Source organism: Enorma sp. (genome assembly GCF_982429025.1).
Genome location: NZ_CEWCAA010000005.1, coordinates 1 through 17,196, shown reverse-complemented (window position 1 = coordinate 17,196; position 17,196 = coordinate 1). Strand labels below are relative to the sequence as shown.

The following is a 17,196-nucleotide window of genomic DNA, read 5'->3' as shown; positions in this document are numbered from 1 at the left end:
TACATCAGAGCAAATCGCTGCGCCATTCATCAAGCAGCGCACGGTAGGATTCGGCGTAGGTGCTACCCTGTTGCCAGATAAGCGTGAAATCATGGTACGCGGTGCAATCGGCTGGTGTTAGGTCTACCAGCTCACCGCGGGAAAGCTCCTCGCTCACGGCTACGCGGTAGATGAACGTGATGCCCCGGCCCGCGCGAACGAACTCTTTGATAACGGGGATGCTTGCGACCTCGATAACCGAAGCGAAGTCGCCGAGCTCAAGCCCTTGAGCCGCTAGCATGCGTTCCAAGATTTCGCGCGTTCCCGAGCCTTTTTCGCGCACGATAATCGGATGCACGAGAAGGTCGGAGAGAGCGTGCGCGCTCTGGGCCTTGCGCGGAGAGGCTACTGCGACGTACGGTTCCGTAGAAAGCACGGAGCCGTCGAAGGAGCTGCGGTCGTACGGCCCCTCCACAAGCGCGAGGTCGAGCTCGCCCATTTCGAGCGAGGTGAGCAGATCGCGGGTATTTGCGCTCCTAAGATGCACGGTCTGCTTGGGATGGCGCTGCGCATGCTTGGCGAGCAGACGGGGTGCGACGTAGTCGGCGATGGTGCGGGTGCACCCTAGGCGAAGCGGAACAGCTGTGGCGCTATCGAGCCGACGAAGCTCATCGATGATACGCGCCTCGTCGTTTGCCATAACGGACAGTCTCCGGTAGAGAAGGTCTCCTGCGGGCGTGGAACGAATGGCGCGCCCGCGCGTCTCGAAGAGCCTGCAGCCAGCCCGGGCTTCCAGCTGCTTGATGTGCTGCGAGACCGCGGGCTGCGTGATATGGAGCTCCTCCGCGGCGCGCGTGAAGCTCCGCAGGCGGTAGGCAATGATGAAGGTATGCGCGCGGTAATCGAGCATGGCCGGGTCCTATACATAAAGAATTCTTATATAAGAATAAGTATAACGGTAGAAATAATTATAGACAGATCATCTACCATGGTGGCCGAACGTGCATGCCAGATTGAAGGGGAGCGTATGGATTTGGTCAAGGATGCGAGGCATATTTGGAAGGGCCTTCTGTTTTGCCTGGTTATTGCGGTGCCGGCATGGCTGCTGGGCAAACAGTTCGAGGTGATTGGCGGGCCGGTGTTCGCAATCCTCATAGGTATGGTGCTGGCGCTCGTTGTGCCCGGTTCGTCGGCAGCTCCGCTCGAGGCGGGCGTGAAGTTTACCTCGAAGAAAATTCTCCAATATGCGGTGATCCTTTTGGGCTTTGGCCTTAACCTGGCCCAGATTGCACAGGTTGGCGCCACGTCGCTCCCCATCATCATGAGCACTATTGCCACCTCGCTCATCATTTCCTTCGTGCTTTGCCGAGCACTTCGCATCCCGAGCAAGATCTCGACGCTTGTGGGCGTAGGCTCTTCCATTTGCGGGGGCTCTGCCATCGCAGCTACCGCTCCGGTTATCGACGCGGACGACGAGGAGATTGCGCAGGCCATTAGCGTGATTTTCTTGTTCAACGTGATCGCGGCGCTCGTGTTCCCCACGCTCGGCGGCATGCTCGGCCTTTCGAACGAAGGGTTCGGCCTCTTCGCGGGCACGGCGGTAAACGACACTTCGTCGGTGACGGCCGCCGCGGCGGCATGGGACGGCATGCATCCCGGTGCCAACACGCTCGATTCCGCCACGATCGTCAAGCTTACGCGCACGCTCGCTATCATCCCCATCACGCTGGCGCTTGCGTTTTGGCAGGTGCGGAAGGCCAGGCGCGCTGCCGCCGAGGGCCGTACCGAGGACGCACAGGCTGCGGGCAGCTTCGATCTTAAGAAGATCTTCCCGTTCTTCATCCTGTTCTTTGTGCTGGCAAGCATTATCACCACGGTGTTCGCGCTGCCCGCCGCGGTCACCGCGCCTATCAAAGAGCTGAGCAAGTTCTTTATCGTCATGGCCATGGCGGCGATCGGCTTCAACACGAACATCGTCAAGCTCGTTCGCACCGGCGGCAAACCCATCTTCATGGGGGCCTGCTGCTGGGTGGGCATCGCCGCGGTGAGCTTGGGCATGCAGCATCTTCTTGGTATCTGGTAAGGGCGCGCATAGCCCGGCGAAGACAAACCGTCAGCCTTACAGCGAAATGCTTCCTGACCTGCGCAAAGCAACTGGAAGGCGCCTCGCGGTTGCCTCAAATTTCAAAAAATGCAGCCCTCTGGTTGGTAGAATAGGAGCCAACGCACCCGTACTCTGATGGTGCCGGCAACGTATCAGCCGCTCCGTCGCATCCGGTCGCCCCTGGCCTGCGCGCGGAGCCACAACGAGAGGCACCGCCATGGGTTTCCGCGAAAATCTTCAACACCTCCGCGCTACGCGCAACATGACGCAAGAGCAGCTCGCCATGTTGCTGGGAGTTTCACGCCAAAGTGTGACCAAGTGGGAGGCCGCGAAAAGCTATCCAGAGATGGACAAGCTGCTTAAGATATGCCAGATCTTCGAATGCAGCTTGGATGATCTTGTAACGGGCGATGTGGCCGCTCTCGCGGGCAACGCGAGCTCGGTGAACGGGACGCAGGTGCCCGTTCCCGACGGGCCTCCGCAGGATATCTGCGGCTACGACGAGCACCAGCGCATGATGGCGTTCAAGGTTCCTACGGGCGTCGCCGCGATCCTTGTCATGTGCGGCATCGCGTTTCTCTTTGAGGGGAGCTTCTCCTTCATGGGCGGCGACGCCGACACGCTCATGATCGTGCTCATCTTGCTGGGCGTGCTCGTTGGCTTGGCGTTTACCGTGCCCGCAGGCATGGAGCATGCGGCGTTCATGAAGGCGCATCCCTATATTGAGGATTTCTATACGGAGGACGACCGCGCCTCCGCTCGGCGCGACCTGTCGCGCGCAATCGTCGCCGGGATTGCGGCCATCTTTGTGGGCGTGGCGTGCATCATGGTATTCGGCGAGCATCGCGATACCGAACTTCAGGGTCTCTGCCTGCTCATGTTGTTCGTCGCACTGGGTGTTTGGCTTATCGTGCGGTACGGCATGCTTTTCGGCCGTATGAACATCGCCGAATACAACAAGAGCGCGGCGGAAGAGCTCGAGATGGAAGACATCGTGAACGCTCAGGTAGAAGACGAGATCCGCGATGCCATGATCGCTCATAAGCGGTCCAACAAGAAGCTCGGCGCCATCTGCGGGGCCATCATGATTGCAGCGACGATTATTGGACTTGCCCTGCTCTTCATACCGGTGTTCTCCGCAGCCGATCCTTCAGATTTTGACCCGGTTGGCACGTCCGCCATGTGGTTTTGGGTGGCGTGGCCTGTGGGCGGTATGATTTGCGGAATCGTTGCGGTGCTGATGGAGGGCTTCTCTCGCGAGAAGTAGACGGGCTAGCGCAGCGCGCGTGCCCCCCTGGAGCGAGTTGCCCCAACTTATGGAGATGATGCATAGAGCGCCCGTCCACCCCGTATGCCAGACCGCCCACCAGATTGTATGCATGAGAAACCCTTACGACGGGTTTACTAAAAACAGACGGTTTTATCGGCCTGGCGCCCGGGAGGCGCCCGAAGCAAGGAGGATATCATGGGGCTCAAAGCTGAGGAGGCGCTCGACTTCGACTTCGAAGGGTTCCTTGGATACCTGCGCTCGAAGACCCGCGTATTCATGGATGTTGATGGTGACCAGTACTACATCACCCACACCGACGGATACTGGCGCGTGCAGGATTGTTCCAAGTTGAACGATAAGGGCCGTTTTACCGATTGCTCCGAGCTCGTGGCTACCATGCCGGAGATTATCGAGCTCCCGTGGCGTGATGGGAAAAGCATCCACGATCTGTTCCCGGGCGCAACGTTCTATGAGTCGATTCAAGAAGGTTGGGAGAAATAGTAGCTGGTAATGCTGACTATTCGGCTCGCGGCATCGCAGGAAGGCAGGCCGCAGAGCCACCCCGCTACGAGCCGCCGACGCATACCCCGAGCGTCGGCGGCTCTTTTGGTTTGAGGGTTGGACATGGTGCAAATTTGGCTAAAGATTGCCAACCTGGGGAGTTATTAAATCTCTTAGACGCGTATCGTTGACTTTAATCCGAAATCGGACTAAAATTCCGTGCATTGTGAACCCTTGGGCTTCGCGTTGGGTGGTCGATCGCGTGGGCCGCAGGCTTGCGGGCGCACGTCTGCTTGGAGTGGGCCAGCGTGTCTGCCTGCGGCTTGCGGGCCGGCGTTGTGTGCACGCGTGGCGCGGAGCCGGCGTACCTGCCCAACTGCTTTCGGGCATGAGGCCGCTCCCGATCTGCGGCGGGCCCCTGGGAAGCTGCCGAGCTGCGGCTTCCGGGCCGGCGCGGCGCCCTCGCGTGGAGCGGAGCCAGCATGCCCGCCTGCGGCTTTCGTGCTCGCGAGCGCATACCCGCGTGCGGAACGGAGCAGGCCCAGCCCGACGCCCGAAGGCTCGTAGACGTATGGAAAACAGCGAGAGGAGGCTTGTGCCATGGGAGATAGCCAGCATGTTAGCGAGCGGAGTTTTGCCGCGAGCTTGTCCGGCGTGGAGACGACCCCGCTTGCGCTCGACCTGCTCTACAACGAAGTCGACAAGCTCTATCACGCATATGCGCGCGGTTGCGGGCTCTCGGATTGCGCCTATTGGATGCTCTACGATATCGAGCGCGCTGGCGGCGAGCTGCCACTTGCCCGGCTCACAGAATCGTGGTCGTATAGCAAGCAGACCATCAATTCGGCCCTTAAGGTGCTGCAAGAGCGCGGCCTCATAGCGCTGACGTTCATGGAAGGCAGCCGCAAGAGTAAACTGGCGGCCTTCACCGAAGAGGGGCGCGCGTTTTCTGCCGAGCGCATCGTTCCTGCCATTCGCGCGGAGGAGCGTGCGTTCTCGTCGCTGACCGAGCAGGAGCGTTCCTTGTTGGTGCAGTTGGTGCGTCGCTATATCGATGCGCTTGAGCAGCAGATCTTGGCGTGCACCCCAGACGCCTGCGTTCCCACCTAGCGTCATGCGTTCCTAGGGCGCGCAGGCGCCATGACGCGGATGCATTTCAAGCGTCCGTTCCTTACTTGACCTCATGCTATTCCAAGGAAAAGGAGCCTTGTGTATGCGCACGTTGCTGCGTTTCCTCAAACCATATCGTCTACAAGTAGCGGGGGTGCTTGGAGCGCTCGCCCTTAACCTGCTGGGCGTGCTGCTGGTGCCCACGATCCTTGCCAACATGATCAACATCGGCGTCTCCTCGAGAGATTTCGATTACCTGGTTCAGCAAGGGCTTGTCATGCTCGTCGCGGCGCTTATCTCGGGCGGCGGAGCATTTGCAAACAACTACCTCTGCGCCGACCTTGCCACCAAGGTTGGCCGCGACATTCGCACCGCGGTCTACGACGCGTCGCTCGCGTTCTCGGGCGGCGACTTCGAGCAGTTTGGCACGGGCTCGATGATCACGCGCACGCTTGGCGACGTGAACGTCATTCAAACCGCGCTCAGCATGAGCATCCAGATGATTCTTCCCGTGCCGTTTGCGGCGGTAATCGGCGTGGTGCTGGCATGCAGCATCGACATGCAGATGGGCCTGTTGCTTGCCGGGTTCATCGCGGTCGTCGCGGTGATCGCTGTCGTGAGCGTGAAAAAGGCCGCCCGCATCTTCCAGCGCCTCCAGCGCTTCATCGACCGCATGAACGTGCGCCTGCGCGAAAGCATCACGGGCGTGCGCGTGATTCGCGCCTTTGGCAAGGAGTCGGCTGAGCGGGAAAGCCTCGACGATGCCTTCGGCACCTATGCGAGCAGTGCCATCAAGGTCAACTGGATTTTTGCCACGCTCGATTGCTCGGCGTTCTTCGTGATGAATCTGGCTGAGGTCTCGATTTTGTGGCTCGGCGGCAATCGCGTGGGCGCGCATGCTATGCAGATCGCTTCGATTTCTGCGTGCATCGAGTATGCGATGCTCATCCTGTTCTTCATCATGATGGCGCAGATTTGCATGCTCACCTTGCCGCGCGCTCTCGTGTGCCTGGAGCGTTGCCGCGAGGTTATCGAATGCGAACCGTCCATCAAGGACGCCGCGCCGCTGGAGGCCGCCGCGCATGACGGGGCTGGCGTGCCGGAGCGCTCCCTCGCTTCGTTCGAGGCACACGAGGCGGGCGCAGGAGCCGAGGCCTTGCCAAGCGGCCATGCCCGCACCGACAGGCCGGACGTGGTGGCGCATTTCGGTAACGTGTCGTTCCGTTTTGCCGATGCGAGCGAAGATACGCTACATCACCTCAACTTCTACCTGAGGCGCGGCACGACGACGGCGATCATCGGACAGACGGGCTCGGGCAAGTCGACCATTGCCAAGCTCATGCTGCGCTTCCATGACGTGACGGATGGCGAGCTGACCGTGTGCGGCAGCGACGTGCGCACCATCACCCAACAGGAGCTCCGCGACCACATCTCGTATGTGCCGCAGAAAGCTTGGCTCTTCAGCGGCACCATCGCGGACAACCTGCGCGACGGCAAGGCGGATGCTTCGGATGAAGAGCTGTGGCATGCGCTCGACGTGGCGCAGTCCGGCTTCGTGCGCGAGCTGCCCGACGGCCTCCAGAGCCGCGTGGCCCAGGGAGGAACCAATTTCTCGGGCGGTCAGCGCCAGCGCCTCTCCATCGCTCGTGCGCTCGTGCGCCCGGCCGACCTCTACATCTTCGACGATTCGTTCAGCGCGCTGGACTTCAAGACAGACGCGGCGCTGCGTCACGCGCTCCAGACGGAGGTTGCCGACGCCGCGGTGCTCATTATCGCGCAGCGCATCAACACGATTCTTACCGCCGACCAGATCATCGTGCTCAAAGACGGCTGCATCCAGGGCTTGGGCACGCACGAGGAGCTTATGCGCAGCTGTACGGCCTATCAGGAGATTGCGCGCTCGCAGCTGCGCGAGGAGGAGCTCGCAGAGCTGACGGGAGAGGGCCGCGAGCAGGTGCCCGCCGCAGATGGTGCAGCGATGAAGGGAGGTGAGTAGCCATGGTAGAGGAGAAGAACCTGACCAACAGCCAGGCGGCGCAGGGGAACGCGCCCGAGCCCACACGAGATGAGGAGCAAGAGCTTGAGGCGCCGCGCGATGCCTTTGGCGTGGTGCGCCGGCTTTGGAAGACGTCGCGCCGCGAGCACTGGCGCTTCGCCGTGGTGCTCGTCTGCGTTCTTTGCTACACCGTGGCGCAGATCGCCGCCCCCGCATACAGCGCGCATGTCATCGACTTGCTTTGGACCGAGATCCAGGCCAGCTTCGCCGAGGGCCGCGGCTTCACGATCGGCTGGGACACCGGCGGCCGCGAGATCCTTGTTTACCTGGGTATCTGGACGGCAGCCTGGGGGTTCTACACCATTCAGAGCTTCACCATGGCGAGCTTTGCGGAGCGCCTTAACCTCACGCTACGCCAAGAGCTCGCCCAGAAGCTCAACGTGCTGCCCCTCAAGTTCTACGACGCCAACAAGCCCGGCGACATCATGAGCCGCGCGACGAACGATCTTGACAAGGTTTCCGAGGTCATGCAGCGCGGGCTGCTCTCGATGATGGTCTCGGTTGGCTCGGTTATCGGCGCGATCATCATGATGCTGCGCTACAACTGGATTCTCACGGCGATCTTCGCAGTATTCGCAGCCGCCTCCATCCTCATGACGCGTGCCGTATCCAAGCGCACGCTGGTGCTTGCTTCCGAGCAGCAGCGCGCGGTTGGTCTGCTTACCGGCCACGTTGAAGAGGCGTACTCCGGGCGCATCGTCATCAAGGCGTTCAATCGCGAGCAGGCCAGTTCGGCGCGCATCCACGAGGCGGCGCAGGAACTCGCCAACGCCATGCGCAAGACGGATTTCATGACCAACGTGGTGGCGCCCATGGTGCGGTTCTTGGTGCGGCTCTCGCAGGTCATCCTAGCGCTCGTTGGTTGCGGCTTCCTCATGCGCGGCCAGCTCACCATCGGTCGCTTGCAGGCGTTCTTCCAGTACGTCAACACGGCGGCCGAGCCGCTCACCCAGTTCTCGCTCACGATGAACCAGCTGCAGAGCGCGCTGGCGGCGGTGGAGCGCGTCTACGATATTCTCGATGAGGAGGAGATTGAGCCCGACCCGAAGGTGCCTGCCGCCGTTCCGCAGCCCGTGCGGGGCCGTATCGCCTTCGAGCACGTTCGCTTTGGCTATAACCCAGAGCAGCCGCTCATGCACGACGTAAGCTTCGTAGCGGAGCCGGGCCAGAAGGTGGCCATCGTGGGTGCCACCGGCGCTGGAAAGACGACGCTCATCAACCTGCTTATGCGCTTCTACGAGATCGACGGCGGCCGCATCACGCTCGATGGGGTGGACACGCATGCTATGACGCGCGCCGACCTGCGCCGAAACTTCGGCATGGTGCTGCAGGATGCGTGGCTGCGCGAGGGCACGATTGCCGAGAACATCGCGTATGGCTGCCCCGGCGCCTCGCGCGAGGAGATTATCCAGGCGGCAAAGACCGCGCAGGTTGACTTCTTCGTGCGCACGATGCCGCATGGCTACGACACGCGGCTCGCTAACGACGCCGAGAGCATCAGCCAGGGCCAGCGCCAGCTGCTCACGATCGCGCGCGTACTGCTTGCCAATCCGGCGATTCTCATCTTGGATGAGGCGACCTCGAGTGTGGACACCCGCACGGAAAAAGCCATCGTGCAAGCCATGGAGGCGCTCACGCAGGGGCGCACGAGCTTCGTGATCGCGCACCGGCTTTCCACCATCGTGGATTCGGACCTCATCCTGGTGATGGATCACGGAACCATCATCGAGCAGGGCACGCACGAAGAGCTGCTCGCCGCCGGCGGCGCGTACGCGGAGCTCTACAACGCCCAGTTCGCGTAGGTTTTTCGACCCGGCCGGCCCGCCGTAGCACCCAACTTCGCCCCTCAAGCCTTCGGGCATGGCCCTAAGGCCTATGTCCTTGGCTTTCGGCGCGATCTTGGGCACTACAGCGGGCCGCTGCCGTGATAGCTAGGTGCATTCTCCTCTTTCGCGCGAATCTGGGGCACCTGGGGAGGCCGTTGCCGTGATAGCTGGGCGTGCTCCCTCCTCTTTCAGGGCAATCTGGGGCACTCTGGAAAGGCCGTTGCCGTGGTGGACGGCGGGCCGTTGCCGTGATAGGCGGCAATCTTCGGGCGGTATTTACGCAGTTAGACAGCGGATTTTCCCTGCAAGTGCAAAAAACCGCCCGAAGAAGGGCGCCCTCAGCGGGACGCTGCCGCCCCGTCGTTACAGATTGCTCGGATCTTCCCCGGTCATGGGGATGGGCTTGCCGGGCGCGCGCAGGCTCGTTAAGGCGGTGTAATCGCCGCCGGCGGTGGTGGGGCGCATCTCGCCCGGGGCGAACCAATCGAGCGCGCAGTCGATCCATGCGTTCCAGAACGGCCACTCGTGCCCGCCGATGCCCGGCTCCCAGTACGTCACGTCGAAGCCGGTGTCGCGCAGAAGTTTGACCACCTCGCGGTTGTTCTCGCACAGGTTGTCATGCAGGCCGCACGCCACGTAGAAGTTGGGTTTGGGCAGCTCGGGCTCACTTTCGAACCGCTCGGCCAGCGCCACGTAATCCTTTTCCGTGCCAATGACCGTGTCAAGGTCGCCGAAGAACCGCTCGTAGTACTTGCGCTTGCGCGGCGAGTGCGAGTCGACGGCGTCGAGGATGCGGTCGCGCATGAAAGCGCCCGAAAGCATGATGATGCTGCCGAAGCGGTCGGGTCGAAGCATGCCGTTAATGAGCGCCGTATACGCGCCGATGGAGATGCCGGCCAGCGCCGTGTCCTCGCGCTTGGCGGAGAGGGGGAAGAGCTGCCGCGTAATGGTGATGAGCTCTTCGCTGATGAACTTGCCGTGCCACTCGTTGATTTCGGGCTTATTGAGGTAGAGGCCGTCTTCGCCGGAAGGCATGATGAGCGCCACATCGCGAGCCTCGGCCGTCTCGACCACATGCGTCTTGTCGATCCAGTCGACGTCTTGGCCGAAGAGCCCGTGAAGCAGATAGACGGTCCGATACGGGCCGCGGCGCTTCTTGGCGCGCTTGTCGCCGTCCATCTTGTCGACGGGGATCACGGCGGTAAGCACAACGTTGCGCTTGAGGTACTCGGAGTAGAAATCGACGCGGAGCAGTGCCATCTCAATCTCCCTTCGTGCGGGCGTCGAGCCTAACGAGGCAGCCAGTCGAGCGCCTGGGGCAGCGCGGTGTTCCAGAAGGTCCAGTCGTGGCCGCCGGGCATCTCGCGCTGCTCAACTTCGATGCCGGTGCCTCGCAGGCGCTCGGCAAGCGCGCGATTGGGTTCGGCGAGCGGGTCATTCGACCCCCACGCCATGAAGACGCGCGGCCTGGGGCGGTCGCAATAGACCACGTCGGCGGCCAGACGGCGTGGGTCCTTGTCGCTATCGATGACCTGGGTTAGGTCGCCAAAGGTGGATTCCAGGAAGTTGCGGCTCAGGAAGAAGACGTCGTCGTTGATGAGGCGGTCGAAGTCTCCCAAGATCATGGCGGAGGAAAGAGCGATGATGCCGCCGAAGTTCTCGGCATACTTGAAGCCGTTCCGGAGCGCACCGTACGCCCCCATGGAGATGCCGCCGATGAACGTGTCCTCGCGGCGCCGCGAGATGGGGAACATGCGGCGGGCGGCTTCGACGAGCTCGAGCCCCACATAGCGACCGTAGTAGTTATGGGTTTCGGGATGGTCTAGGTAGAACGCGTTGTAGCCGGACGGCATGATGACCGCGAGGCCGCGTTCCTCGGCGAATGTGCGGATGCGCGTTTCGGACATGAAGTCCGTATGGTTGCCGGAGATGCCATGAAGCAGAAAGAGCGCTTTGAACGGCGGCTTCTCTGCGGGCATGGGCGTGCGGTCCCACGATGCGGGGTCTTGACGGCGCATATAGTCGAACCCCATGGCGTCGCCGGGGCAATCGGTGGGGAGAATAACGTCAAGCGTGGTGGTGCGCATGAGCGAGGTGGAGTAGAAATCTACGCTAAGGCGAGCCATGCAGCCTCCTCTTACGTGCTGGCTGCCCCGGTTTGCGGGGCGTGCTGACAACAAACTCGATATCGTCAGTATACTGCGCTCGGCCGCTTGCTTTTCGCGGATGGGCCATTTGGACAAACGTTCCGGCCAGCGGCTGGGCGCCTTCGACCGGCGCGGGGGTCGGGGCCCTTGGCCGGCGCTGCGGCCGCTGCCCTCGATCGGCGCGGGGGCCGGCGCGCTTTACCCGGCTTGTTCAGCCCCGCATGATATCCATGGTTTTGTCGATACTTTCGATGAGCAGGTCTGCTGGCGACAGGTCTTTTCTCATAACGGACGTGTCGATAAAGGGGCGACGCATGCAGAAGTCGATGGCCTGCCGGGCATGGGGCGAATCGAGAACCCTGGCGTATCCGCTGCTCATGAGGCAATCGGCGACATCGCCGGCAAGGTCATGGCGGCCCATGGCGAGAAGCGTTGCCAGAAGGCGCGTTGCCTCGTTGGGCGAAAGGCGGCCTGGAAGCGCGATGGTCCCACGGCTGAGGCACTCCGCCCAGCGAACGTTGGCGTGTCCTTGGGCGAGCACGCGAGCGCCTTCGGGCGTGAGCCGGGTTCCAAGGTCTACCAGCATCGCGCGCCCCAACATGACGGCGATCATCATGGCGCACGCCACAGCCGAGCCCGCTGTTCCAGGCTCGAGGAGTGCGAGCGCCGGTCCGAACAGGCACCAGAGGCAGGTGAACACCGTGATGGGCCAGCTAAAGACGATACGGTAGAGCGCCCCCGGCCGCCGCGTAAGCCCAAGCGCGACGAGGTCGTCTGCCATCAGAACGAGAAATGATCCAAGGGGGCGGTAGGCGTCGGAAGCGCGGCTATAGAGCTCTTCGAGGTTCGCGCGAGAGGCCTGGGGAGGCATGACGAGCCTGAGCGCGTCGGCGTCGTATTGCTGCTCGCTACCGGAGCGCGCCCGCGCGCGGTTGTCGGAGGCACTCGCGCCGCGCGCCTCCTGGCTTGGGCGCGTGAGCCAAAGGTGGGCGCCGAAGGCGTGAACGCGCTCGTCGCGCACGGCTTTTCGGCGTCGGCGGCGCCTGTGATTCTCGGCGACGACGGGTCCCTCTTCGCCGTCTTCCAACAAGGTCGATTCCGCATCCGCCGCTCCGCGGGGCGCCTTGTCCTCGAATCTGACCTCTCCGCGCCCAATCATGGCCACGACGGCACCGAGCGCCGTTTCGTAGGCGTTGCTCTCATTGCCCCTGCTTGTCTCGTCGTGGCATCGCAGCGCGCCAAGGAGCACGGGGTGCAGGTTGGGGGCGGTTGGCGTCGCATCGATGTCGGCTGGAAGCGGGACGGCGCGTGCTCGGGAGCGCCGGTCGGAAATGACGCAGAGGAGCAGGTAGGCCACGGGAACGCCCCACGCGATGGCAAGGCCGATAAGCATGGCGGCAAGTTGGGCGATTGAAGGGGTCATGGGCTGGGCTTCCTATTTAGCTTCTCAGATATCCCCCAGTGTAGGCCACGCTTCGCAGCAAGCTGGGCCTTTGGCGAAGTCCTTACCAAGCGCTTACGGCGTGCGGCGGAGGAGCGTTATATGCGCGCGCCAATAACAGAAAATCTTATATATAGAGACTTAGATTTATGAATAGAGAAGCTTAAGAGCGGAAACAATAGCCACGATAGAACAGACGCCGCTCCGTAGGGCGGCATGGTTCGCCGGCCAACAACAAGGTCGGGACGACGACGGGGCTGGATGGCTTGCCAGCCCGCTCCGAAGCCGACGCAACCCCGGCCCTGCGCCAAACCTGGCGAACCGCATGCAAGAGAGGTGATTCGCATGAGAATCGACAAGCTGGCAATGACATCGAGGGAGGCGCTCCAGGCGGCCATTGGCATCGCGGGCGACGCCGAGGCTGGCGCCGTCGAGCCCATCCATCTGCTTTCGGCGCTGCTCACGAGCGGCGAGCGCAACATCTCGGTCATCATCGAGCGCATCGGTGCCGATCCGGCGCAGCTCAGCCGCGCGACGCAGGAAGCCATCGACCGCGCCCCCAAGGTAACGGGCGATGGTGCCCAGGTCGGGCTTTCGCGCGACCTCGTGCGCGTGCTCGAGCGCGCTGAGAAGCACGCGGGCAAGATGGGCGATAGTTTCGTGGTAACCGAGCACCTGCTCATGGCCCTTGCCGAGGACAAGGGCGATGCAGGCCGTGTGCTCAACGACGCCGGCGTGACGCGCGAGCGCATCGAGGAGGTCTACCAGGAGCTTCGAGGCGACGATCGCGTTACCTCTGCTGAAGATAAGACGCAGTTCGAGGCGCTTGAGCAATATGGCCGCAACGTGTGCGACCTGGCGCGCGCCGGCAAGCTCGACCCGGTGATCGGTCGCAGCGAAGAGATCCGCCGCACCATCCAGGTGCTCAGTCGCCGCACCAAGAACAACCCCGTGCTCATCGGCGAGCCCGGCGTGGGCAAGACCGCCATCGTGGAGGGTATCGCTCAGCGCATCGTGGCCGGCGACGTGCCGAGCACCCTGCGCGACAAGGACCTCATCGAGCTCGACATGAGCGCGCTCGTGGCTGGTGCCAAGTATCGTGGCGAGTTCGAAGACCGCTTGAAGGCCGTGCTCAAGGAAGTCGAAAAATCCGAGGGCCGCGTAATCCTCTTCATCGACGAGCTTCACACCATCGTGGGCGCGGGTGCCACCGAGGGCTCCATGGACGCGGGCAACATCCTGAAGCCCGCGCTCGCCCGCGGCGACCTGCATGCCATCGGCGCGACGACGCTCGATGAGTATCGCAAGTACATCGAGAAGGATGCGGCGCTCGCCCGCCGCTTCCAGACCGTGTTCGTGGGCGAGCCGAGCGTGGAGGACACCATTTCCATCCTGCGCGGGCTCAAGGAGAAGTACGAGATCTTCCACGGCGTGCATATCGCGGATAACGCGCTTGTGGCGGCGGCGGACCTCTCGGACCGCTATATCGCCGACCGCTTCCTGCCCGACAAGGCTATCGACCTGGTAGACGAGGCGGCGAGCCGCCTTCGCATGGAGCTTGACTCCATGCCCGCCGAAATCGATGCGACGGAGCGCCAGCTCACCCAGATGCAGATCGAGGAACAAGCGCTCATGAAAGAGGCCGACGATGCCTCGAAGGAGCGCCTGCAGTCGCTTCGCCAGGAGATGGCCGAGGTCCAGGAAAAGCTCAACGTGCAGAAAGCGGGCTGGCTCAACCAAAAGAACGCCATCGACCGCGTCCAGGAGCTTAAGGGCAAGCTGGACGAGGCCCGCGGCGAGGAAGAGCGCGCTACGCGCGATGGCGACTTGGCGCGTGCGAGCGAGCTGCGCTATGCGGTGATTCCTGGCTTGGAGCACGACATGCAGGCTGCCGAAGCCGAGCTCGATGAGCAGAAGGAGCGCGGGGGTGGCCTTAACGAGCAGGTGACTTCCGACGAGATCGCCGAGGTGGTGAGCGCGTGGACCGGCGTGCCTGTGTCGAAGATGATGCAGGGCGAGCTCGAGAAGCTCTCCCATCTCGAGGAAGAGCTGCATAAGCGCGTGATCGGGCAGGATGAGGCCGTGCGGGCCGTGTCTGCCGCCGTGCGCCGCAGCCGCGCGGGCCTGTCCGACCCCGATCAACCCATCGGTAGCTTCTTCTTCCTCGGACCCACCGGCGTGGGCAAGACCGAGCTCGCCAAGGCGCTAGCCGAGTGCCTGTTCGACGACGAGCGCGCGCTTGTGCGCATCGATATGTCCGAGTACATGGAGAAGTTCTCGGTCCAGCGCCTCATCGGTGCCCCTCCGGGATACGTTGGATACGACGAGGGCGGCCAGCTTACCGAGGCCGTGCGTCGCCGCCCGTACAGCGTGATTCTGCTCGACGAGATGGAGAAGGCACACCCCGACGTGTTCAACGTGCTTCTGCAGGTGCTCGATGATGGCCGCCTGACCGACGGCCAAGGTCGCCAGGTGAGCTTTAAGAACACGATCATCATCATGACGTCCAACGTGGGCTCACAGGCAATCGCGGAACACGCGGGCACCGATGACGAGGCGCTCAAGCGCGAGGTCGATGAGGCCATGCGCGCTACCTTCCGCCCGGAGTTCCTCAACCGTATCGATGACATTGTGGTCTTCCATCCGCTGGGAATGGAGCAGATCGAGCAGATTGTCGACATCCAGCTGGCCCATGTGCGCGAGCGCCTGGCGAAGCAACGTATGGCTCTTGCGGTTACGCCGGCGGCGAAGCAGATGCTCGCGATGGGTGGTCTCGACCCGGTGTACGGTGCTCGCCCGCTCAAGCGCCTCATCCAAAACGAGGTGGTCGACTGCATCGCGCGTGCAATCATCGATGGCGTGGTGCACGAGGGCGATCAGGTGACCGTCGACGTGGACGCGGACAATTCGTTCTGCGTGGTTTCCGGCGAAGCTGGTCCTGCGGCAACCTATGAGGTGCCGGCGGAGTAAGGCCAGCGCTGGCGCATGCTGGGCTGTGCGAGGCGGTGAGCGCGGTGCGCTTGGGTATCGCGTGCCGCCCCCGCCGTCGCCAGCCTGGCCTCGTCTTTGTTCAAAGTGCGCCGTCTATGCCATTGGGTACAGAAAACGGTGTTTGTTGTATCCGTGTCGCGTTGCATTGCGCGGCACGGATACTTTTCTGGCTAAAAATGTCGATTTATGGCGATGGCTCGGTGCTCTCACGACGGTTTCGACGCCGCCTGCATTGGAGGCGCGTGCGAAGCGCTAGAAAAACCTGCGGATATGGTGGGTTACACGGATCAGCGCAGATTGTTTGTTGGCATTTGAGGAAAAGGCGCGGGCGGTGAGAGCAGAAAATCGACATTTTTAGCCAGAAACATGCGTCGCAGATAGCGATGGCCATGCGCGGGGGTTCGTCGTGGAGTGCATGATTCGTGCGAGAGCCCGACCGCGTTTGTGATAGCGTTGTTGCATGGAGTGCATCGTTGTTTCACATACTTCTGCCGTCCGCGGTGCGAGAGCTGAGCGCTGCTCATATGCTGCGGTTGCCTGGCATCCCTTAGATAAAAGGGAGCAGCGCCGGGTCCTTGCCTCTTGCGCTCCAAACAAGATTGCTATCGATTTTGAAGAGCTGGCCCGCAAGGGTTTCTGGCAGGGGGCCGAGGGCGAAGAGCTTCATATTTTGATGAGCGATCCATCTCATGTAAGCAGGAAGAGCGGGTTGCGCTGCCACGTGATTTCAAGGCCCTTGCCTGTGGGCGCCATCATGCGTGTTGGCGCTGGTCTCTATTGTTGTTCTCCCGCGTTCGCCACGCTTCTGTATTCCGAGGAGCGGTCGCTGCCTGAGGTCTACGCGCTTGTTATGGAGCTGCTGGGAATCTATTCGCTGCCTGCCGAAGCTACGCTGCCCATTGCATGGGGTGGCGTGTGGCCAGATTTTACCGATCGGCATAACGTGGAGCAGGAGCATTGTCGCTGCGAACCGGCAGTGACCATGCGCGAGCTGCGCGCCGTCGCTGCATGGGCAACCGGTAGGCGATACGCCACGTTTCGTCGTGCGGTTGAATATGCGCTCTCGGGTTCGGCCTCTCCTATGGAGACCGTTATGGCTGGCATGTTCTCTATTCCCATGCGTTGGGGCGGCTTCAATTTGCGGGCGCTTCCTCAGGGAGGAATACTTCTCAACCATCGAATCGACTTCTCTCCCCGGGCGGTTCGGATGGCATCGGGGATTCCGTACGCCGTGTGCGACTTGTACATTCCCGCCGCCGGGTCCGATCTTGAGTACAACGGCGGCTACCACGAGCAGGAATCGGTGCGCGTACGAGATGGCCAACGCAATAACGGCCTCAAGGGAATGGGGGTCAAGGTCCTCGTGATTAATCGCGACCAGATGATAGATATCGTTGCGCTTGAAGCTATTGCACAGTCGATCTATGACGACGCTAACCAACGTTTTCGCTATCAAGTGGCGGGGTATCGCGCGCGACAACTGGCGCTGCTCAACGGGTTGCGCGCCGGTATCGGTTTGCCGCCCGTGTGACGCGCTGGAATTCCGGTGCGTCGTGCCCGGGGCTCCATTTGCACGCTTCCTGCCCCTGTCTGCACTGACGAGTATCGGTTTGTATCTTGCGGTGCTCGATTTTGGCTAAAATTGTCGATTTCTGGCGATGGAAGATGGAAACTTGGACAGGATGGGAGTGACTCTCTCGCCATCTGCGTGATGATGGGACAGCTAACAGGCAGAATGCGAGCCTCCGACCCGACAAGAGGGGGCTAATGA

At 62.1% G+C, this 17,196-nt stretch carries 12 protein-coding genes; 8 read left to right on the top strand and 4 right to left on the bottom strand.

The genetic code is table 11. From position 1 onward, the window contains the following. Nucleotides 1-4: 4 nt before the first annotated feature. Nucleotides 5-889 carry a LysR family transcriptional regulator gene (locus AC1VS5_RS01800; protein ID WP_481217502.1) on the bottom strand — a complete coding sequence of 295 codons (885 nt, stop codon included), beginning with the start codon at nucleotides 887-889 and terminating at the stop codon, nucleotides 5-7. A gap of 117 nt (nucleotides 890-1,006) precedes the next feature. Here AC1VS5_RS01800 and AC1VS5_RS01795 point away from each other — a divergent pair, with 117 nt between their 5' ends. The 6 genes from AC1VS5_RS01795 to AC1VS5_RS01770 all read left to right on the top strand — a co-directional run bounded on the left by AC1VS5_RS01795 (nucleotide 1,007) and on the right by AC1VS5_RS01770 (nucleotide 8,822). Next, nucleotides 1,007-2,062, top strand: coding sequence for a YeiH family protein (locus tag AC1VS5_RS01795; RefSeq protein ID WP_481217501.1), 1,056 nt, complete (start codon nucleotides 1,007-1,009; stop codon nucleotides 2,060-2,062). Nucleotides 2,063-2,300: 238 nt separating this feature from the next. After that, nucleotides 2,301-3,350, top strand: coding sequence for a helix-turn-helix transcriptional regulator (locus tag AC1VS5_RS01790; RefSeq protein WP_481217500.1), 1,050 nt, complete (start codon nucleotides 2,301-2,303; stop codon nucleotides 3,348-3,350). A 198-nt stretch (nucleotides 3,351-3,548) separates the two neighbouring features. After that, a complete protein-coding gene (locus AC1VS5_RS01785; protein ID WP_019127511.1) occupies nucleotides 3,549-3,854 on the top strand; it encodes a hypothetical protein in 306 nt (101 codons plus the stop codon). A gap of 600 nt (nucleotides 3,855-4,454) precedes the next feature. Next, nucleotides 4,455-4,964, top strand: a complete 510-nt coding sequence (locus AC1VS5_RS01780) for a MarR family winged helix-turn-helix transcriptional regulator (RefSeq protein WP_481217499.1) — start codon at nucleotides 4,455-4,457, stop codon at nucleotides 4,962-4,964. A 103-nt stretch (nucleotides 4,965-5,067) separates the two neighbouring features. After that, complete coding sequence (locus AC1VS5_RS01775) at nucleotides 5,068-6,960, top strand: ABC transporter ATP-binding protein (RefSeq protein WP_481217498.1); 1,893 nt, start codon at nucleotides 5,068-5,070, stop codon at nucleotides 6,958-6,960. A 2-nt stretch (nucleotides 6,961-6,962) separates the two neighbouring features. Then, nucleotides 6,963-8,822, top strand: coding sequence for an ABC transporter ATP-binding protein (locus AC1VS5_RS01770; protein ID WP_481217497.1), 1,860 nt, complete (start codon nucleotides 6,963-6,965; stop codon nucleotides 8,820-8,822). Nucleotides 8,823-9,209: 387 nt separating this feature from the next. On the opposite strand, the gene AC1VS5_RS01765 is transcribed toward AC1VS5_RS01770, so the two are convergent. The 3 genes from AC1VS5_RS01765 to AC1VS5_RS01755 form a co-directional block, all read right to left on the bottom strand. Beyond that, the gene (locus AC1VS5_RS01765; RefSeq protein ID WP_022348839.1) at nucleotides 9,210-10,106 is read right to left on the bottom strand and encodes an alpha/beta hydrolase; all 897 of its coding nucleotides are present in this window, start codon (nucleotides 10,104-10,106) and stop codon (nucleotides 9,210-9,212) included. A 29-nt stretch (nucleotides 10,107-10,135) separates the two neighbouring features. Next, nucleotides 10,136-10,972, bottom strand: coding sequence for an alpha/beta hydrolase (locus AC1VS5_RS01760; RefSeq protein WP_019127516.1), 837 nt, complete (start codon nucleotides 10,970-10,972; stop codon nucleotides 10,136-10,138). Between the two features lie 232 nt (nucleotides 10,973-11,204). After that, nucleotides 11,205-12,416, bottom strand: a complete 1,212-nt coding sequence (locus AC1VS5_RS01755) for a hypothetical protein (RefSeq protein ID WP_481217496.1) — start codon at nucleotides 12,414-12,416, stop codon at nucleotides 11,205-11,207. A gap of 363 nt (nucleotides 12,417-12,779) precedes the next feature. Between AC1VS5_RS01755 and clpB the strand changes: the two genes are divergently transcribed. Further along, entirely contained in the window at nucleotides 12,780-15,404 is a 2,625-nt protein-coding gene (clpB, locus tag AC1VS5_RS01750; RefSeq protein ID WP_481217495.1) for an ATP-dependent chaperone ClpB, read from the top strand. 763 nt (nucleotides 15,405-16,167) lie between these two features. After that, entirely contained in the window at nucleotides 16,168-16,956 is a 789-nt protein-coding gene (locus AC1VS5_RS01745) for a hypothetical protein (protein ID WP_481217494.1), read from the top strand. Nucleotides 16,957-17,196 lie beyond the last annotated feature (240 nt).